Annotated in this window: 12 protein-coding genes; 9 read left to right on the plus strand and 3 right to left on the minus strand. The window is 71.4% G+C overall.

All coding sequences use genetic code 11. The features are described 5' to 3' along the window. Nucleotides 1–160: 160 nt before the first annotated feature. Both ACFV9O_RS03825 and ACFV9O_RS03830 read right to left on the minus strand, forming a co-directional pair. On the minus strand, nt 161–1966 hold the full coding sequence (locus ACFV9O_RS03825; protein ID WP_385411882.1) for an ABC transporter ATP-binding protein: 1806 nt from the start codon (nt 1964–1966) through the stop codon (nt 161–163). Beyond that, complete coding sequence (locus tag ACFV9O_RS03830) at nt 1963–3969, minus strand: ABC transporter ATP-binding protein (RefSeq protein ID WP_385411884.1); 2007 nt, start codon at nt 3967–3969, stop codon at nt 1963–1965. The genes ACFV9O_RS03825 and ACFV9O_RS03830 overlap by 4 nt, the downstream gene beginning before the upstream one ends. Nucleotides 3970–4131: 162 nt before the next feature. Between ACFV9O_RS03830 and ACFV9O_RS03835 the strand changes: the two genes are divergently transcribed. Next, nucleotides 4132–5034 carry an ABC transporter ATP-binding protein gene (locus tag ACFV9O_RS03835; protein ID WP_385411887.1) on the plus strand — a complete coding sequence of 301 codons (903 nt, stop codon included), beginning with the start codon at nt 4132–4134 and terminating at the stop codon, nt 5032–5034. A gap of 202 nt (nt 5035–5236) precedes the next feature. Further along, complete coding sequence (locus ACFV9O_RS03840) at nt 5237–5842, plus strand: LuxR C-terminal-related transcriptional regulator (RefSeq protein ID WP_385412468.1); 606 nt, start codon at nt 5237–5239, stop codon at nt 5840–5842. Nucleotides 5843–5948: 106 nt separating this feature from the next. On the opposite strand, the gene glgX is transcribed toward ACFV9O_RS03840, so the two are convergent. After that, nucleotides 5949–8240 (minus strand): glycogen debranching protein GlgX, encoded by a 2292-nt coding sequence (gene glgX, locus ACFV9O_RS03845; protein ID WP_385411888.1) that lies wholly within the window; start codon nt 8238–8240, stop codon nt 5949–5951. Nucleotides 8241–8465: 225 nt separating this feature from the next. Between glgX and ACFV9O_RS03850 the strand changes: the two genes are divergently transcribed. The 7 genes from ACFV9O_RS03850 (at nt 8466) to ACFV9O_RS03880 (ending at nt 15853) form a co-directional block, all read left to right on the plus strand. Continuing rightward, nucleotides 8466–9692 carry an Ig-like domain-containing protein gene (locus ACFV9O_RS03850; RefSeq protein ID WP_385411891.1) on the plus strand — a complete coding sequence of 409 codons (1227 nt, stop codon included), beginning with the start codon at nt 8466–8468 and terminating at the stop codon, nt 9690–9692. A gap of 204 nt (nt 9693–9896) precedes the next feature. Continuing rightward, a complete protein-coding gene (locus tag ACFV9O_RS03855; RefSeq protein WP_385411894.1) occupies nt 9897–11147 on the plus strand; it encodes an Ig-like domain-containing protein in 1251 nt (416 codons plus the stop codon). Nucleotides 11148–11265: 118 nt separating this feature from the next. Continuing rightward, on the plus strand, nt 11266–12033 hold the full coding sequence (locus ACFV9O_RS03860) for an enoyl-CoA hydratase/isomerase family protein (protein ID WP_242329964.1): 768 nt from the start codon (nt 11266–11268) through the stop codon (nt 12031–12033). Between the two features lie 280 nt (nt 12034–12313). Beyond that, entirely contained in the window at nt 12314–12817 is a 504-nt protein-coding gene (locus ACFV9O_RS03865; protein WP_385411898.1) for an ATP-binding protein, read from the plus strand. Nucleotides 12818–13206: 389 nt separating this feature from the next. Next, a complete protein-coding gene (locus ACFV9O_RS03870) occupies nt 13207–13986 on the plus strand; it encodes a polysaccharide deacetylase family protein (protein ID WP_385411900.1) in 780 nt (259 codons plus the stop codon). After that, entirely contained in the window at nt 13986–15161 is a 1176-nt protein-coding gene (locus ACFV9O_RS03875; protein WP_385411903.1) for a YncE family protein, read from the plus strand. Before ACFV9O_RS03870 ends, ACFV9O_RS03875 begins: the two co-directional genes overlap by 1 nt. A gap of 71 nt (nt 15162–15232) precedes the next feature. Next, the gene (locus tag ACFV9O_RS03880; RefSeq protein WP_385411905.1) at nt 15233–15853 is read left to right on the plus strand and encodes an ADP-ribosyltransferase; all 621 of its coding nucleotides are present in this window, start codon (nt 15233–15235) and stop codon (nt 15851–15853) included. Nucleotide 15854: the final 1 nt, after the last annotated feature.

Genomic DNA, 15854 nt, shown 5'->3' on the forward strand with positions numbered 1-15854 from the left:
GGCTCGCCATGCCGGCACATGCAGAGCACCTGACGGGCGGCGCGGGCACCGACGACGAGCTCGGCGCCGCCCGGCGACGAGCCGGCGTGGGCACCCGCGGCCGGGGGGAGCACCCCCGGCCGGACGGGCACAGCACCGCCGCTGAAACGGCAGCGACGCCTCAGACCAGGCTGTCCCGCCACGCCCGGTGCAGGTCGGCGAAGCGGCCGGTGCCGCTGATGAGTCCGGCCGGACTGCCGTCCTCCACGATCCGGCCGTGCTCCATCACCAGCACCCGGTCCGCGATCTCCACCGTCGAGAGCCGGTGGGCGATCACCACCGCCGTCCGGCCGCGCAGCACCGTGTCCATCGCGCGCTGCACCGCCCGCTCGCCCGGAATGTCCAGCGAGCTGGTCGCCTCGTCGAGGATCAGCACCGCCGGGTCGGCCAGCAGGGCCCGCGCGAACGCGACGAGCTGGCGCTGGCCCGCCGAGATGCGGCCGCCCCGCTTGCGCACGTCCGTGTCGTAGCCGTCCGGCAGACCGCTGATGAAGTCGTGCGCGCCGATCGCCTTCGCGGCGCGCTCGATCTCCTCGCGGGTCGCGTCCGGGCGTCCGATCGCGATGTTCTCGGCGACCGTGCCGGAGAACAGGAACGCCTCCTGGGTCACCATCACCACCCCGCGCCGCAGTTCGGGCACGGCGAGGTCGCGCAGATCGACGCCGTCGAGGAGGACGCGCCCCTCGGTCGGATCGTAGAAGCGGGCCAGCAGCTTCGCGAGCGTGGACTTGCCCGCGCCGGTGGCGCCGACGACCGCGACGGTCTGGCCGGCCGGGATCGTGAGCCCGAAGCGCGGCAGCACCTCACCGCCGGTGCGGTACGCGAACCGTACGTCCTCGAAGACCACCGCACGCCCCGGTCCGCCCGACCCGGTGGGGGCGGGCAGCTCCGCGGGGCGCTCCGGCTCCGGCACCGTCGGGACCTGGGCCAGCAGCCCCGCGATCTTCTCCAGGGAGGCGCCCGCCGACTGGTACGAGTTGAGGAACATGCCGAGCCGGTCGATCGGGTCGTACAGCCGCCGCAGATACAGCACCGCGGCCGCCAGCACTCCGAGTGCGAGCGTCCCCTCCGTCACGCGGTACGCGCCCCACAGCACGATCCCGGCGACGGCGGTGTTGGCGACCAGCCGGGAGCCGACGACATACCGCGCCATCTCCAGGAGCGCGTCGCCGTTGCTGCGGGCATGCCGGTCGTTGAGCGTACGGAAGCGGTCGTCGTTGACGCGCTCGCGGCGGAAGGCGCGCACCGGGCGGATGCCGTTCATCGTCTCCGCGAACTTCACGATGACGGAGGCGATCGCGGTGGACCGCTCGGAGAACACGACCGCGGCGCGGCGCCGGTAGAGCCGCACGAGCAGATACAGCGGTACGAAGCTCAGGACGGCCAGGCCGCCGATGCCGAGGTCCAGCCAGAGCAGCATCGCCGAGATGTAGACGAAGGCGAGGACCACGGCGACGAGTTCCTGGAGCCCCTCGCTGAGGAGCTCCCGCAGCGACTCGACGTCGGTCGTGGAGCGGGAGATCAGCCGGCCGGACGTGTACCGCTCGTGGAAGTCGACGCTGAGCGCCTGCGCGTGCCGGAAGATGCGGCCGCGCAGGTCGAGGAGGACGTCCTGGTTGACGCGGGCGGCGGCGCGGATGAAGGCGTACTGGAAGGCGCCGGACGCGACCGCGGACACGGCGTACCCGGCGCCGACGGCCACGAGCGGGCCGTGGTCGCCGCGGCGCAGCGCCGGCACGCCGCTGTCGATGGCGTACGCGACGAGCAGGGGCCCGGCCTGCGCGGCGGCCTGCTGCAGGAGCAGCAGGAGCGCGGCGAGGACGACACGGGCGCGCCGGGGAGCGAGCAGGGAGCGCAGGAGGGCGCCGGTGGCGCCGGCCGGGGCGGGGAGGGCGTCCCGGTCGAACGGATCGCTCGACGACGTCATCGTGCTGCCTCCTCGGCGTGACCGCCCGACATCAGCCAGGCGTACTCGGCGTTGTCCCGCAGCAGTTCGTGATGGGTACCGACGGCGGCGATACGGCCCTCGGAGAGCAGCGCCACCCGGTCGGCGAGCATCACCGTGGAGAGCCGGTGCGCCACCACGAGCGCGGTGGTGTCCTCCAGGACGCGGCGGAGAGCGGCCTCGACGAGGGCCTCCGTGTGCACGTCGAGCGCGGAGAGGGGGTCGTCGAGGACCAGGAACCTCGGGCGCCCGACGACCGCGCGGGCCAGCGCGAGCCGCTGCCGCTGCCCGCCGGAGAGGCTCAGCCCCTGTTCGCCGACCTGCGTGTGCAGGCCCTGGGGCAGCGCGTCCACGAAGCCGGCCTGCGCCACGTCCAGCGCCCGCCGCAGCTCCTCGTCCCCGGCGCCCTCCTCGCCCATCCGTACGTTCTCCCCGACGCTCGCCGAGAACAGCGTGGGCTCCTCGAACGCCATCGACACGAGTCGCCGCAACTCCTCGCGCGGCAGCACCGCGATGTCCCGCCCGTCGAGCGTGATGCGCCCACCCGTGACCTCGTACAGCCGCGGCACGAGCGCGGTCAGCGTCGTCTTGCCCGACCCGGTCCCCCCGACGAGCGCCATGGTTTCGCCGGGTCTGACGTGCAGATCGATCCGCTGCAGCACGGGCACGGAGTCCTCGTCGGCGTCCGGGTAGCGGAACTCGACGCCTTCGAACACCATCCCGCCCCGTGCCCCCCTGCCCTCGGACCCGGACCCGGACCCGGACCCGGTCCCGCCCCGACCCCGGCCGAGGCCCTCGACGGGCCTGCCCCCGCCCTCGCGCCCGGCCCGGGCCGAAGCCTTGCCGTCGACGGCGACCAGGTGTCCGTGGGACGACGCTCCCGGCGTCCGGGCGGCGGCAGGAGCCGCACTTGCGCCGACCCGGGTCGCCTCGGCCGCGCCGGCGGGGTGGTGGGTGCGGGAGGAGGCCGCGGCGGCCTCCTCCCCGGATTCCTCCGCCGCGTCCATGACCTCGAAGTAGCGGTCCGTCGCCGTCGCCGCCTCCTGGCTCATCGCCAGCAGGAAGCCCATCGCGTCCACCGGCCAGCGCAGGGCCAGCGCCGTCGAGAGGAAGGCGACCAGCGTGCCGGCCGAGAGGGTGCCGTCCGCGACCTGGATCGTGCCGAGGACGAGCGCCGCGGCGATGGCCAGTTCGGGAACGATCATGATGACGCCGAAGATGCCCGCCAGGAGCCTGGCCTTGGCCAGTTCCGTGCCCCGCAGCCGCTGGGTCAGGGCGCGGAAGGCCGTCGCCTGGCTGCGGTGGCGGCCGAAGCCCTTGATGATGCGGATGCCGAGCACGCTCTCCTCGACGACCGTCGTCAGATCGCCGACCTGGTCCTGGGCCGTGCGCGCGACCTCCGAGTACCGCGCCTCGAACCTCGCCACCACGAAGACCAGCGGGGCGACCGGCGCCAGCAGGATCAGCCCCAGCGTCCACTGCTGGGCCAGCAGAATCCCCGCGCCGACGAGGATCGTCACCCCGTTGACCAGCAGAAACGTCAGCGGAAACGCGAGGAACATCCGCAGCAGCATCAGATCCGTCGTCCCGCGCGACAGCAACTGCCCCGACGCCCACCGGTCGTGGAAGGCCACCGGCAGCCGCTGCAGATGCCGGAACAGATCCGCCCGCATCGCCGCCTCGACCCCCGCCAGCGGCCGCGCCACCAGCCATCGCCGGAAGCCGAAGAGCACCGCTTCGGCGATCCCGAGCAGCAGCAGATACAGGGCTCCCCGCCACACCCCGTCCACGTCCCCCTCCGCGACCGGCCCGTCCACCATCCATTTCAGGACGAGCGGGAACACCAGGCTCAGACAGGAGGCGACGACCGCGACGAACGCGGCGGTGAACAGGCGGGCACGCACCGGCCGTACGTACGGCCACAGCCGCAGCAGGGAGCGGACGGCGGACCGGTCATCCTGGGCGACTGAATCTGTTCTGGGCATCAGGAGTGAGCCTACGGATCACCACTGACAGTGCCCACCGAGTTTTCGGCGACCGTGGCCACGGCGGCGAGGGTCGTACGAGGCCGTCAACCGATCGGCTGATGCACCTTCGAGCGCGTCGGGCGATGCCGCGCCTGGGCGCCTGACCGCACTCTTCTACGCATGGCGATTGTCGAAGTGAACGGACTGCGCAAGTCCTACGGCGGCCGGGCGGCCGTGGACGGGGTGACCTTCGGCGTCGAGGAAGGCGAGATCTTCGGGATCCTCGGCCCCAACGGCGCGGGCAAGACCACGACCGTCGAATGCGTCGAGGGGCTGCGGCTGCCCGACGCGGGCACGGTCCGCGTCGCCGGACTCGACCCGGCGGCCGACCACGACCGCGTCACATGCCTCCTCGGCGCGCAGCTCCAGGAGAGCGAACTGCAGCCGAAGCTGACGGTGCGCGAGGCCCTGGAGCTGTACGCCGCGTTCTACCCGCAGCCCGCCGACTGGCGGCCCCTCGCGGAACGGCTCGGCCTCACCGAGAAGCTCACCACCTGCTTCGCCAAGCTTTCCGGCGGCCAGAAGCAGAGGCTGTTCATCGCGCTCGCGCTGATCGGCAACCCGCGCGTCGTCGTCCTCGACGAGCTCACCACCGGACTCGATCCCCGCGCCCGCCGCGACACCTGGAGCCTGATCGAGGAGGTCCGGGCCGGCGGCGTCACCGTCCTACTCGTCACCCACTTCATGGAGGAGGCACAGCGGCTCTGCGACCGGATCGCCGTCATCGACAAGGGCAGGATCGCCGCGCTCGACACCCCGTCGGGGCTGATCCGGCGCACCAGCGACGCCACCGTCATCTCCTTCACCCCGTCACAGCCGCTCGACGCACGCGAGCTGGCCGCGCTGCCCCAGGCGGCCGACGTCGAGACCCGGGCCGGCCGGGTGGTCGTCCACGGCACCGATGAAACCGCGAACGCCGTGATCACGCTCCTCGCGCGCCACCGCATCACCGCCCATCAGCTGCGCGTCACCGAGGGCACGCTCGACGACGCGTTTCTCGACCTCACTGAGGAGAAGGCCTGACATGCCGTCCCCCGCGACCGCCGTCCTGAGGGCCGAGACCCGGCTCTTCACCCGTGAACCCGGCAGCCTCTTCTGGATCCTCGTCTTCCCTTCCGTGCTGCTCACGATCATCGGCCTCATCCCCTCCTTCCGGGAGTCGTCCGACGACATCGGCGGCCGCCGCGTGGTCGATCTGTACGTCCCCGTCGCCGTGCTCCTCGCCATGATCATGGCCGGCCTGCAGGCCATGCCGCGCGGCATGTTCGAGTCGGCGCCCGGATTCACCGTGCTCGGCGAGGCCGCGGACGGCGCCGCAGGGGTCGCGCTCGCCGAACGGCTCGATCCCGATGTCGTCCTCATGGACCTGCGGATGCCGGGCGGCGGCGGGGTCGAGGCCATCGCGGAACTCGCCCGCCGCGGCGCCCGCGCCAGGGTCCTCGTCCTCACCACGTACGACACCGACGCGGACACCATCCCCGCGATCGAGGCGGGCGCGACCGGCTATCTCCTCAAGGACGCCCCGCGCGAGGAGCTGTTCACCGCGGTCCGGGCAGCCGCCGACGGACGTACGGTCCTCTCCCCGGCGGTCGCCTCCCGACTGGTCTCCCGCGTCCGCAACCCGGCCCCACGCGACGAACCCCTCAGCGCCCGGGAACGCGAGGTCCTCGCCCTGGTCGCCAGGGGCACCTCGAACCGGGAGATCGCCGCCGAACTGTTCATCAGCGAGGCCACGGTGAAGACCCATCTCACCCACATCTACGCCAAGCTGGCGGTCAAGGACCGCGCGGCTGCCGTTGCGGCCGGCTACGACCGGGGGATCCTGGGCTGACCGGACACGCGGGTGCCCGCCCTCGCGGACAGGGGGCCCGCGTACGCCGACGCGTCCGCCGGGCCGCCTGCGCGAGGCCCCTCCCCGGATGCGGCCGCTCGCGCGGTCACCGCTCGCGCGGTTCCGGCTCGTCGCACACCCGCAGCAGCCACACCGCCCGCGCCGGCACCGCCACCGTCTCCCCGCCCCGGTACAGCGTGCCCGGCTCGGCCGACTGGTCCTCCAGCGAGGTGTCCACGACCAGCTCGTACGCCTCGGCCCACGGCGGGCCCGGCAGCTGGAACGCCAGCGGCCGGCTTCCCGCGTGCAGCACCGTCAGAAAGCTGTCGTCCGTGACCTGCGCCCCCCGCGCGTCCCGGCCCGGAATGTCCCGGCCCGAGAGATAGAGCGCGACCGTCGACGCCGGCGCGTACCAGTCCTGCTCGGTCATCTCCGTCCCGCGCGGGGTGAACCACGCAAGGTCCCGCAGCCCGTCCGCCGTCTGCGGCCGGCCGGAGAAGAACGCCCTGCGCCGCAGCACCGGATGCGCGCTGCGCAGCGCCAGCAGCCGGGACGTCAGCGCCGGCAGTCCGCGCGGCCCCGGCCGGTCGAGCAGCGACCAGTCGAGCCAGCCGACCTCGTTGTCCTGGCAGTACGCGTTGTTGTTGCCGCCCTGCGTACGGCCCATCTCGTCGCCCGCGACCAGCATCGGTACCCCGGTGGACAGCAGCAGGGTCGTGAGCAGATTGCGGATCTGCCGGCGGCGCAGCGCGTTGATCCGCGGATCGTCCGTCTCGCCCTCCGCTCCGCAGTTCCAGGCCCGGTTGTCGTTCGTGCCGTCCCGGTTGCCCTCGCCGTTGGCCTCGTTGTGCTTGCGCTCGTACGAGACCAGGTCGCGCAGGGTGAAGCCGTCGTGGGCGGTGATGAAGTTGACCGAGGCGTACGGCCGCCGCCCGCCCCAGGCGTACAGATCGCTGGAGCCGGAGAGCCGGTAGCCGAGGTCCCGGACGTCGGGCAGCGCACCGCGCCAGAAGTCCCGTACGGCATCCCGGTAGCGGTCGTTCCACTCGGTCCACAGCGGCGGGAACGCACCGACCTGGTAGCCCCCGTTGCCCACGTCCCACGGCTCGGCGATCAGCTTCACGCGGCGCAGCACCGGGTCCTGGGCGATCACCGCGAGAAAGGGGGAGAGCATGTCGACGTCGTGCATCGAGCGGGCCAGCGCCGCCGCGAGGTCGAAGCGGAAGCCATCGACGCCCATCTCGGTGACCCAGTACCGCAGCGAATCGGTGATCAGCCGCAGGACCTGCGGCTGGACGACGTGCAGCGTGTTTCCGCAGCCGGTGTAGTCGGCGTACCGGCGGGGGTCGGACTGGAGACGGTAGTAGCCGCGGTTGTCGATGCCCCGCAGCGACAGCATCGGGCCCAGCTCGCCCGCCTCCGCCGTGTGGTTGTAGACGACGTCGAGGATGACCTCGATGCCCGCCGCGTGCAGAGCCCGCACCATCCGCTTGAACTCGCCGACCTGCTGCCCGGCCGTCCCCGACGCGCTGTAGGCCGCGTGGGGCGCGAAGTAGCCGATCGAGTTGTAGCCCCAGTAGTTCCTCAGCCCGCGCCGCAGCAGATGGTCCTCGTGCGCGAACTGATGCACCGGCAGCAGCTCGACCGCCGTGACCCCGAGGTCGACGAGATGGCCGATCGCGGCCGGGTGGGCGAGGCCCGCGTACGTACCGCGCAGCTCCTCGGGGATGCCCGGGTGCCGTTTCGTGAAGCCGCGCACGTGCAGCTCGTAGATGACCGAGTCGGCCCACGGCGTCTTGGGCCGCCGGTCGTCGGCCCACTCGTCGTCGGGCGCGTCGTCGTGGACGACGACGCCCTTCGGGACGAACGGCGCCGAGTCCCGGTCGTCGCGCACGGTGTCGGCGACGTGCTGCTGCGGCCAGTCGCGGACGTGCCCGTACACCTCGGGCGGCAGGGTGAAGTCGCCGTCGACCGCACGTGCGTACGGGTCGAGGAGCAGCTTCGCCGGATTCCAGCGGGCGCCCGTCCACGGGTCCCAGCGGCCGTGCACCCGGAAGCCGTACCGCTGCCCGGGGCGCACGCCCGGCACGAAGCCGTGCCAGATCTCGTGCGTCAGTTCGGCCAGCGGCGCCCGGGTCTCGGCCCCCGCCTCGTCGAACAGGCACAGCTCGACGGCCGCCGCCCCGCCCGCCCACAGCGCGAAGTTGGTGCCCGCGACCCCGTCGGGCCCCACCCGGAACCGGGCACCCAGCGGCGTCGGCGCCCCCGGCCAGACCTCGGGACCCTGCTCCCGGGCTCCGGCGTCCCTGCGCCGTCCGTTCAGCGCGGGGCGCCGCCCCACTTCAGGGGACGGCACCCCTCCCTCCCGCACTGCCTCCTGCTCGGCTGCGCTCGACACGTGTCGGCCTCCCGCGGCTCGTCGGGCCACTCCGTCCTGAGCGCGCGGCGTCCCGGCCGCGGCTCCCAGGTCCTGGCCGACCGGACAGGGCCTGCGCGTGGTCCTCCCACCTGTTCTGCCCGCGCTGTGCTACTCCCAACATGACCCGCGCTCACGTACCCCTGCGAGGGGGGCGCTCGTTGGGCGGGACGAGCTGTGTCTCTGCGACCCCACGAGGTGGACTCTGTGAGCAACGCGGTGAAGCGGACGAAGGCCACGCTGGCCGCTGCCCTCGTCTGGACGGGACTGCTGGCCGGGCTGACCGGCTGCACCGGCGGTGACCTGGACATCGGCGGCAAGCCACGGGCTGCCGACGACCACATCAGGATCACCCCCGAGGACGGGGCGAAGCGCGTCGCGGCCGACGGGAAGGTTGAGGTGAAGCTGCCCGGCGGGCGGCTGGAGCGGGTCAGGGTCACCCAGATCGAGGACGCCCAGCCGGTCGAGATTCCGGGCCGGATCTCGCAGGACGGGCTGAGCTGGCTGCCCGACCCGGGCACCCGCCTCGCGCTGGCGGCCAAGTACCGGGTCGACGCGGTCGCTCTGGACGGCCACGGCCGCCGCTCGGCCCGGCACACCACCTTCACGACCCTGGTTCCCGAGCGCCACTTCATCGGCTACTTCAACCCGGAGAACCGCTCCACGGTCGGCACCGGCATGATCGTCTCGTTCGTCTTCAACCGGCCCATCGAGTCCCGCGCGGCCGTGCAGCGCGCCATCCGCATCTCCTCCGACCCGCCGGTGGAGGTCGTGGGCCACTGGTTCGACGCGCAGCGGCTCGACTTCCGGCCGCGCGACTACTGGAAGCCGGGCACCAAGGTCACCGTCGATCTGCGGCTGCGCGATGTGGAGGGCGCGCCGGGCGTGTTCGGCATCCAGCGGAGGACGACGGGCTTCACCGTGGGCCGCTCGCAGATCTCCACGGTCGACGCGAAGAGGCACACGATGGACGTGCGCCGCGACGGCAAGCTGCTGGCGACCCTGCCGATCACGGCCGGGGCGAGGAAGACGACCACGTACAACGGCAAGATGGTGGTCAGCGAGATGTTCGACGTGACCCGGATGAACGGGGCCACGGTCGGATTCCGCAACAAGAAGGGCAAGAGCGAGTACGACATCAAGGACGTGCCGCACGCGATCCGGCTCACCACCTCCGGCACCTTCCTGCACGGGAACTACTGGGCGGACCCCTCCGTCTTCGGCTTCAAGAACGTCAGCCACGGCTGCGTCGGCCTGCGCGACGAGCAGGGCGGCAGCCAGGACGCCCCGGCCGGGTGGTTCTTCGACCGGACGCTGATCGGGGACGTCGTGGAAGTGGTCAACTCCCCGGACCGGATGGTCGATCCCTGGAACGGTCTGAGCGGCTGGAACATGGACTGGGAGGCGTGGAAGGCCGGTTCGGCGCTGAGCTGACCCCCCTGACCTGCATGGTCCGCGCCGGTCCTGGACATGTTGGGACTGAACGGTGACATCCGTGGGGAGTTACCACCGCTCGCGGTGTGATTGTCTATCGCCAGGTGCGCGCAGGGAGCGCGTGGGGGTAGAGGGCCCGGCCATTGTGTGCCGGGCTCCACGGGCCGTGGCGGGGCCAGGCCGTGCGAGGGGAGAGAACCAATCGTGAACGGGCAGCCGATATCGGGGGCATCGGCCGGGGTGCGCGGCGGACGCGGGCGCGGCAGCACGGGTGTGCTGGCCCTGGTGCTGGGGGCGTTGCTGCTGCTGGTGACAGCATGCGGGGGCGGGGACTCCGACAACAAGGGGGACGACAAGGGCAGGCAGGACAGCGGCAAGGTCGGCACCACCGCCTCGCAGGCGGTCGTGACGATCGCCCCCAAGGACGGCGCGTCCTCGGTCGCCACCAGCGGTGCCCTCAAGGTGATCGCCGACAAGGGCAAGCTGACCGCGGTCACCGTCCAGGACGACAAGGGCAACAAGGTCGAGGGCAAGCTGACCGCGGACGGTGCCGCGTGGGAGCCGCTGGCGCACCTCGCCGCCGCCACCAAGTACAAGGTGCACGCGGTCGCCAAGGACGCGGAGGGCCGTGAGTCCGCGAAGGACACCACCTTCACCACCCTCGTCCCGAAGAACACCTTCGTCGGCCACTACACGCCGGAGGACGGTTCCACCGTCGGCGTCGGCATGCCGGTCTCCATCAACTTCACCCGGGGCATCACGAACCCCGAGGCCGTCGAGAACGCCATCAAGGTGACCGCCGAGCCGTCGGTCCCGATCGAGGGCCACTGGTTCGGCAACGACCGGCTCGACTTCCGCCCGGAGAAGTACTGGGCAGCCGGCACCAAGGTGACCGTGAAGCTCAACCTGGACGGTGTCGAAGGCCGGCCCGGGGTCTACGGCAAGCAGGCCAAGTCGTTCTCCTTCACCATCGGCCGCAGCCAGGTCTCCACGGTGGACGCGTCGAAGCACACCATGGAGGTCGTGCGGGACGGCAAGGTCATCAAGACCATCCCGATCACCGCGGGCGCGCCGTCGACGACGACGTACAACGGCCAGATGGTCATCAGCGAGAAGTACAAGGTGACCCGGATGAACGGCGCCACCGTGGGCTTCGGAGGCGAGTACGACATCAAGGACGTGCCGCACGCGATGCGCCTGTCCACCTCGGGCACCTTCATCCACGGCAACTACTGGGCCTCGTCCGGCACCTTCGGCTCGGCGAACGTCAGCCACGGCTGCGTGGGGCTGCGGGACGTGCGCGGCGGCTGGGACAAGGGCGCCCCGGCGGCCTGGATGTACAACAACTCGATCATCGGCGACGTCGTGATCGTGAAGAACTCCAAGGACAAGACGATCGCTCCGTCGAACGGGCTGAACGGCTGGAACCTGTCCTGGGCGGAGTGGACCAAGTAGGACGTACGGACGCACGGACGTGCGAGGGCCCGGCGCTGTGACCGACAGCACCGGGCCCTCCTCCGTGCTGTGCCTTCCGGGGAAAACCCCCAGACCCCCTCCCACTAACCTGCATGCCATGACCGTTTCTCTCGAAGTCTCCGAAGGCGTCGGCACGATCCGACTCGACCGACCCCCGATGAACGCCCTCGACATCGCCACCCAGGACCGGCTGCGCGAGCTCGCCGCCGAGGCGACGGACCGCGACGACGTACGGGCCGTGATCCTGTACGGCGGCGAGAAGGTGTTCGCGGCCGGCGCGGACATCAAGGAGATGCAGGTGATGGACCACGCCGCGATGGTCAAGCGGTCCAGAGCCCTGCAGGACTCGTTCACCGCCGTCGCCCGTATCCCCAAGCCCGTCGTCGCGGCCGTCACCGGCTACGCGCTGGGCGGCGGCTGCGAGCTGGCGCTCTGTGCCGACTACCGGATCGCCGCCGACAACGCCAAGCTGGGCCAGCCGGAGATCCTCCTCGGGCTGATTCCGGGCGCGGGCGGCACCCAGCGGCTCGCCCGGCTGGTCGGTCCGTCCAAGGCCAAGGACCTCATCTTCACGGGCCGCCATGTGAAGGCCGACGAGGCGCTGGCGATCGGCCTGGTCGACCGGGTCGTGCCGGCCGCCGAGGTGTACGAGCAGGCGCACGCATGGGCGGCGAAGCTGGCCCAGGGGCCGGCGCTGGCGCTGCGCGCGGCGAAGGAGTCCGTCGACGCGGGTCTCGAGACGGACATCGACACGGGTCTGGCGATCGAACGGAACTGGTTCGCGGGCCTGTTCGCGACCGAGGACCGCGAGCGCGGGATGCGCAGCTTCGTCGAGGAGGGTCCGGGGAAGGCGAAGTTCCTCTGAACCCGAAATCGCCCTGACGCGGGCCCAGTTGGACACGACCGGCCTTTGCGTCAACCCCATGGGTGGCTTAAACGAACCTTAAGAGAACCCTAAGGCGACCTTGTCCGCAGCGCTTGGCGATCATTCGCAAGCGGTGCGTCACCGCAGGTCGGATGGGCTCTGAAGGTGCCCGAGCTGCCACTGGCATATGTCAAAGCGGTACCCCGGAATCATAGATTCCGGGGTACCGATTCCTCCGGAACGGCCACGGAAGGTGCTCTGGGCGGCCATCATGGGGGGCATGGCGGGGCTGGAGGGCATGGAGCAACCGCGGCAGCGCGGAAGTGTGGCCGCTGCGCGGTGGACGCCGGCCGTCGAGGACGAACAGGCGCTCAAAGCACTCGAGTTGTTCGGGGATCCGACGGACGAGGAGGTCCGGCTGCCGTCCCGTCCCGAGTCGGCGGCCACCGCCCGCAGGCTGACGCAGTGTGTGGTGCTGCGTCAGTGGGCGCTGTCCCCGCAGATCGCCGAGCACGCGATCCTGCTCGTCTCCGAGCTCGTCGGCAACGCGGTGCGCCACACCGGGGCGCGCGTCTTCGGGCTGCGGATGCTCCGTCGGCGGGGCTGGATCCGGATCGAGGTACGGGACCCCTCGCGGGGGCTGCCGTGCCTGATGCCGGTGCACGAGATGGACACCAGCGGCCGTGGTCTCTTTCTGGTCGACAAGCTCTCCGACCGCTGGGGGGTCGATCTGCTGCCGCGGGGCAAGACGACCTGGTTCGAGATGCGCGTCCCGGACCGCTGACGCACGAAAGCTCGCGAAGCGCGAAGTCCGTGATGCACGAAAGCCCCCTGTTGCCGTGATGCGGCGCCTAGGGGGCTTCATGCGTGCGGTCGTGGACTCGGGGGTGTGATCCACGACCGCTGTGAACGACCTGGCCCGGGTCAATGGGGGTCGTGTCACCGACTATGGCAGACGGGGGGCCATACCGCCAAAAGTCCCTACTGGGGCAAATCGGTATGTACCAGTCCAACAGCGAGATGAATCCAAGGTGAAATGAGCCACCGGCCTCGCAAACAATGAATAAATATGGGCCGGGCTGGGAGAAGCATCGATTGACGGGGCTGCGACCCGACACGGCCCTGAAGTGGGCAAATCGCTATTTTCACCCCTGCCGCACCTACCGTGGTCGCGTGAATCGGATCGGTCGCCGCGACGCCCTGCGCGCGGGCGCACACGCGGGCGCGGCCCTCGCCGGAGTCCTCGCCACGGGATGTACGGACACCGGCCCCACCCCGAGGCCACCCGCCGTCCCCGCGGCACCCGCGTCCCCTTCCCCCACGCACCGGTCCGGCCCCCGCCGCTTCCCCGGTCTGCCCGCCGAGATCACCAACGGCCCCCGCGACCGCCCCGCCGTCGCCCTCACCTTCCACGGCGGAGGCGGCCCCGCCACCGCCCGCGCCCTGCTCGCCGAGGCCGAGCGGGCGGGTGTCCGCATCACCGTGCTCGCCGTCGGCACCTGGCTGGACGAGCACCCGGACCTCGCCCGGCGCGTCCTCGACGGCGGCCACGACCTCGGCAACCACACGCTGCGGCACCTCGACATCTCGTCGATGTCCGAGCCCGACGCGTACGCCGAGATCACCGGTTGCGCACAGCGGCTGCGACGGCTCACCGGTTCGATCGGCAGCTGGTTCCGCCCGTCCCGGACCCGCCACGCCACCCCGCTCGTCCAGCGACTGGCCGCACGGGCGGGCTATCCGCACACGCTCTCGTACGACATCGACTCGCTCGACCACACCTCGCCCGGCGCTCCCGCCGTCATCGGCACCGTCACCGGCGCGATCCGCGGCGGCTCGGTGGTGAGCCTGCACTTCGGCTACCCGGACACGGTCGCCGCACTGCCCGCCCTCCTCGACGAACTGGACCGCCGCGGACTGCGCGCGGTGACGACCACGGAGCTGCTGACCTGATGCCGCACCTCACGAAGCGATCCACGGCCCTTCTCGCCATCGCCGCACTCGCCGTCCTCGCCGCGGCCTGCAGCGGCCCCGTGAAGAGGAGCGAGACGGAGCTCGCCCCGCCGCCGGTCCGGCCGGCGACGGCCGCCGTCTCGTCCGGCCTGCCCGGCATGCCGTCGCTCCTGGACCCCAAGGACGTCTACGCCGCGGACCGTCCCGGAAGGCTGTCGCCCGTGGTCGCGGACTTCCCGTCGCGGGTGTACGTACCCAACACCCTCTCCAACACGGTCTCGGTCATCGATCCGGCGACGTACAAGGTCATCGACACCATCCCGGTGGGCGCCCAGCCGCAGCACGTCGTCCCGTCGTGGGACCTCAAGACCCTCTGGGTGAACAACAACCGCGGTCACACCCTCACCCCGATCGACCCGGCCACCGGCGAGGCGGGCCCGCCCGTCGAGGTGCACGACCCGTACAACCTCTACTTCACGCCCAACGGCCGGTACGCCATCGTCATGGCGTCCCTCGATCGCCGGCTGGTCTTCCGCGATCCGCACACCATGGCCGTGGCCAAGACCGAGCCGGTGTCCTGCTACGGCGTCAACCACGCGGACTTCTCGGCCGACGGCCGGTACTTCATCGTCTCCTGCGAGTTCTCCGGCGAGCTGCTCAAGGTGGACACGGAGCGGATGGAGGTGACCGCCCAGCAGAAACTGCCGTTCCAGGGCGCGATGCCGCAGGACGTGAAGATCTCGCCGGACGGAAAGACCTTCTACATCGCCGACATGACGGCCCACGGCGTGTGGGTGCTCGACGGCGAGAAGTTCACCACGCCGGTCCTGCTGCCCACCGGCAAGGGTGCCCACGGCCTCTACGTCAGCCGCGACTCCAAGGAGATGTACATCACCAACCGCGGCGAGGGCACCGTCTCCGTCTTCGACTTCGCCCGGGACGAGCTCACCAAGAAGTGGCGGCTCCCCGACGGCGGCTCCCCGGACATGGGCGGCGTCTCCGCCGACGGCAAGGTGCTGTGGCTGTCCGGGCGTTACCACTCCGAGGTGTACGCCATCGACACCGCGACCGGGCAGCAGCTGGCCCGGATCCCGGTCGGCGGCGGCCCCCACGGCCTCGCGGTCTATCCGCAGCCCGGCCGCTATTCGCTCGGCCATACGGGTGTGTTCCGCTGACGCGGACGGACACGACCACCATCGGGTGACGGTCCGCTGCCCACCGCCGCGCGGCCGAGATCGTGATCACCATGATCACCACTCGTTCGCGGCGGCAGGCCGCTGTCCTCGCCCTGTCCCTGTCGGCCGTACTCGTCCCTGCCGCAGCCACCGAAGCAGCCCCCACGGTCCCCACGGCCGCCGCGCCGGCGAAGGTCCCCGTGAAGGCGGCGTGTCCGGTCGTCGCCGACCGCCTGCACACGGCCGCCGACCGCCGGGTCGACGTCGACCGCATCACCCCGGCCCCGTCGTGGCGCGCCGACTGCCGGCAGCTCTACCGGGCCGACGGCCGCGGCCCCGACACCGTCTTCGAGCAGGGCTTCCACCCCAAGGCCCCGCTGGACGGGCAGTACGACCTCGAGAAGTACGTCCTGGTCAACCAGCCCTCGCCGTTCGTGTCGACGACGTACGACCACGACCTGTACAAGAAGTGGAAGAGCGCCTGGAACTACTACGTCGACGCGCCGGGCGGGATCGACGTCAACGCGACGATCGGCGACGACCACAAGTACGCCGACCAGCTCGAGGTCGCCTTCCCCGGCGGTGTGGCCCGCGAGTTCATCGTCGGCGGCTGCCCGGTCGACAGGGTGAGGAAGACCGAGATCATGTCGGAGTGCCAGGACAACCCGCACTACCGTCCCTGGCGCGGCTGAC

The organism is Streptomyces sp. NPDC059909 (genome assembly GCF_042730885.1).
GTDB lineage: Bacteria > Actinomycetota > Actinomycetes > Streptomycetales > Streptomycetaceae > Streptomyces.

Coding starts and splice junctions, on each gene's coding strand:
- ACFV9O_RS03825 (WP_385411882.1), bottom strand. CDS start 1,966: ATGACGTCGTCGAGCGATCCGTTCGACCGGGACGCCCTCCCCGCCCCG.
- ACFV9O_RS03830 (WP_385411884.1), bottom strand. CDS start 3,969: ATGCCCAGAACAGATTCAGTCGCCCAGGATGACCGGTCCGCCGTCCGC.
- ACFV9O_RS03835 (WP_385411887.1), top strand. CDS start 4,132: ATGGCGATTGTCGAAGTGAACGGACTGCGCAAGTCCTACGGCGGCCGG.
- ACFV9O_RS03840 (WP_385412468.1), top strand. CDS start 5,237: ATGATCATGGCCGGCCTGCAGGCCATGCCGCGCGGCATGTTCGAGTCG.
- ACFV9O_RS03860 (WP_242329964.1), top strand. CDS start 11,266: ATGACCGTTTCTCTCGAAGTCTCCGAAGGCGTCGGCACGATCCGACTC.
- ACFV9O_RS03865 (WP_385411898.1), top strand. CDS start 12,314: ATGGCGGGGCTGGAGGGCATGGAGCAACCGCGGCAGCGCGGAAGTGTG.
- ACFV9O_RS03875 (WP_385411903.1), top strand. CDS start 13,986: ATGCCGCACCTCACGAAGCGATCCACGGCCCTTCTCGCCATCGCCGCA.
- ACFV9O_RS03880 (WP_385411905.1), top strand. CDS start 15,233: ATGATCACCACTCGTTCGCGGCGGCAGGCCGCTGTCCTCGCCCTGTCC.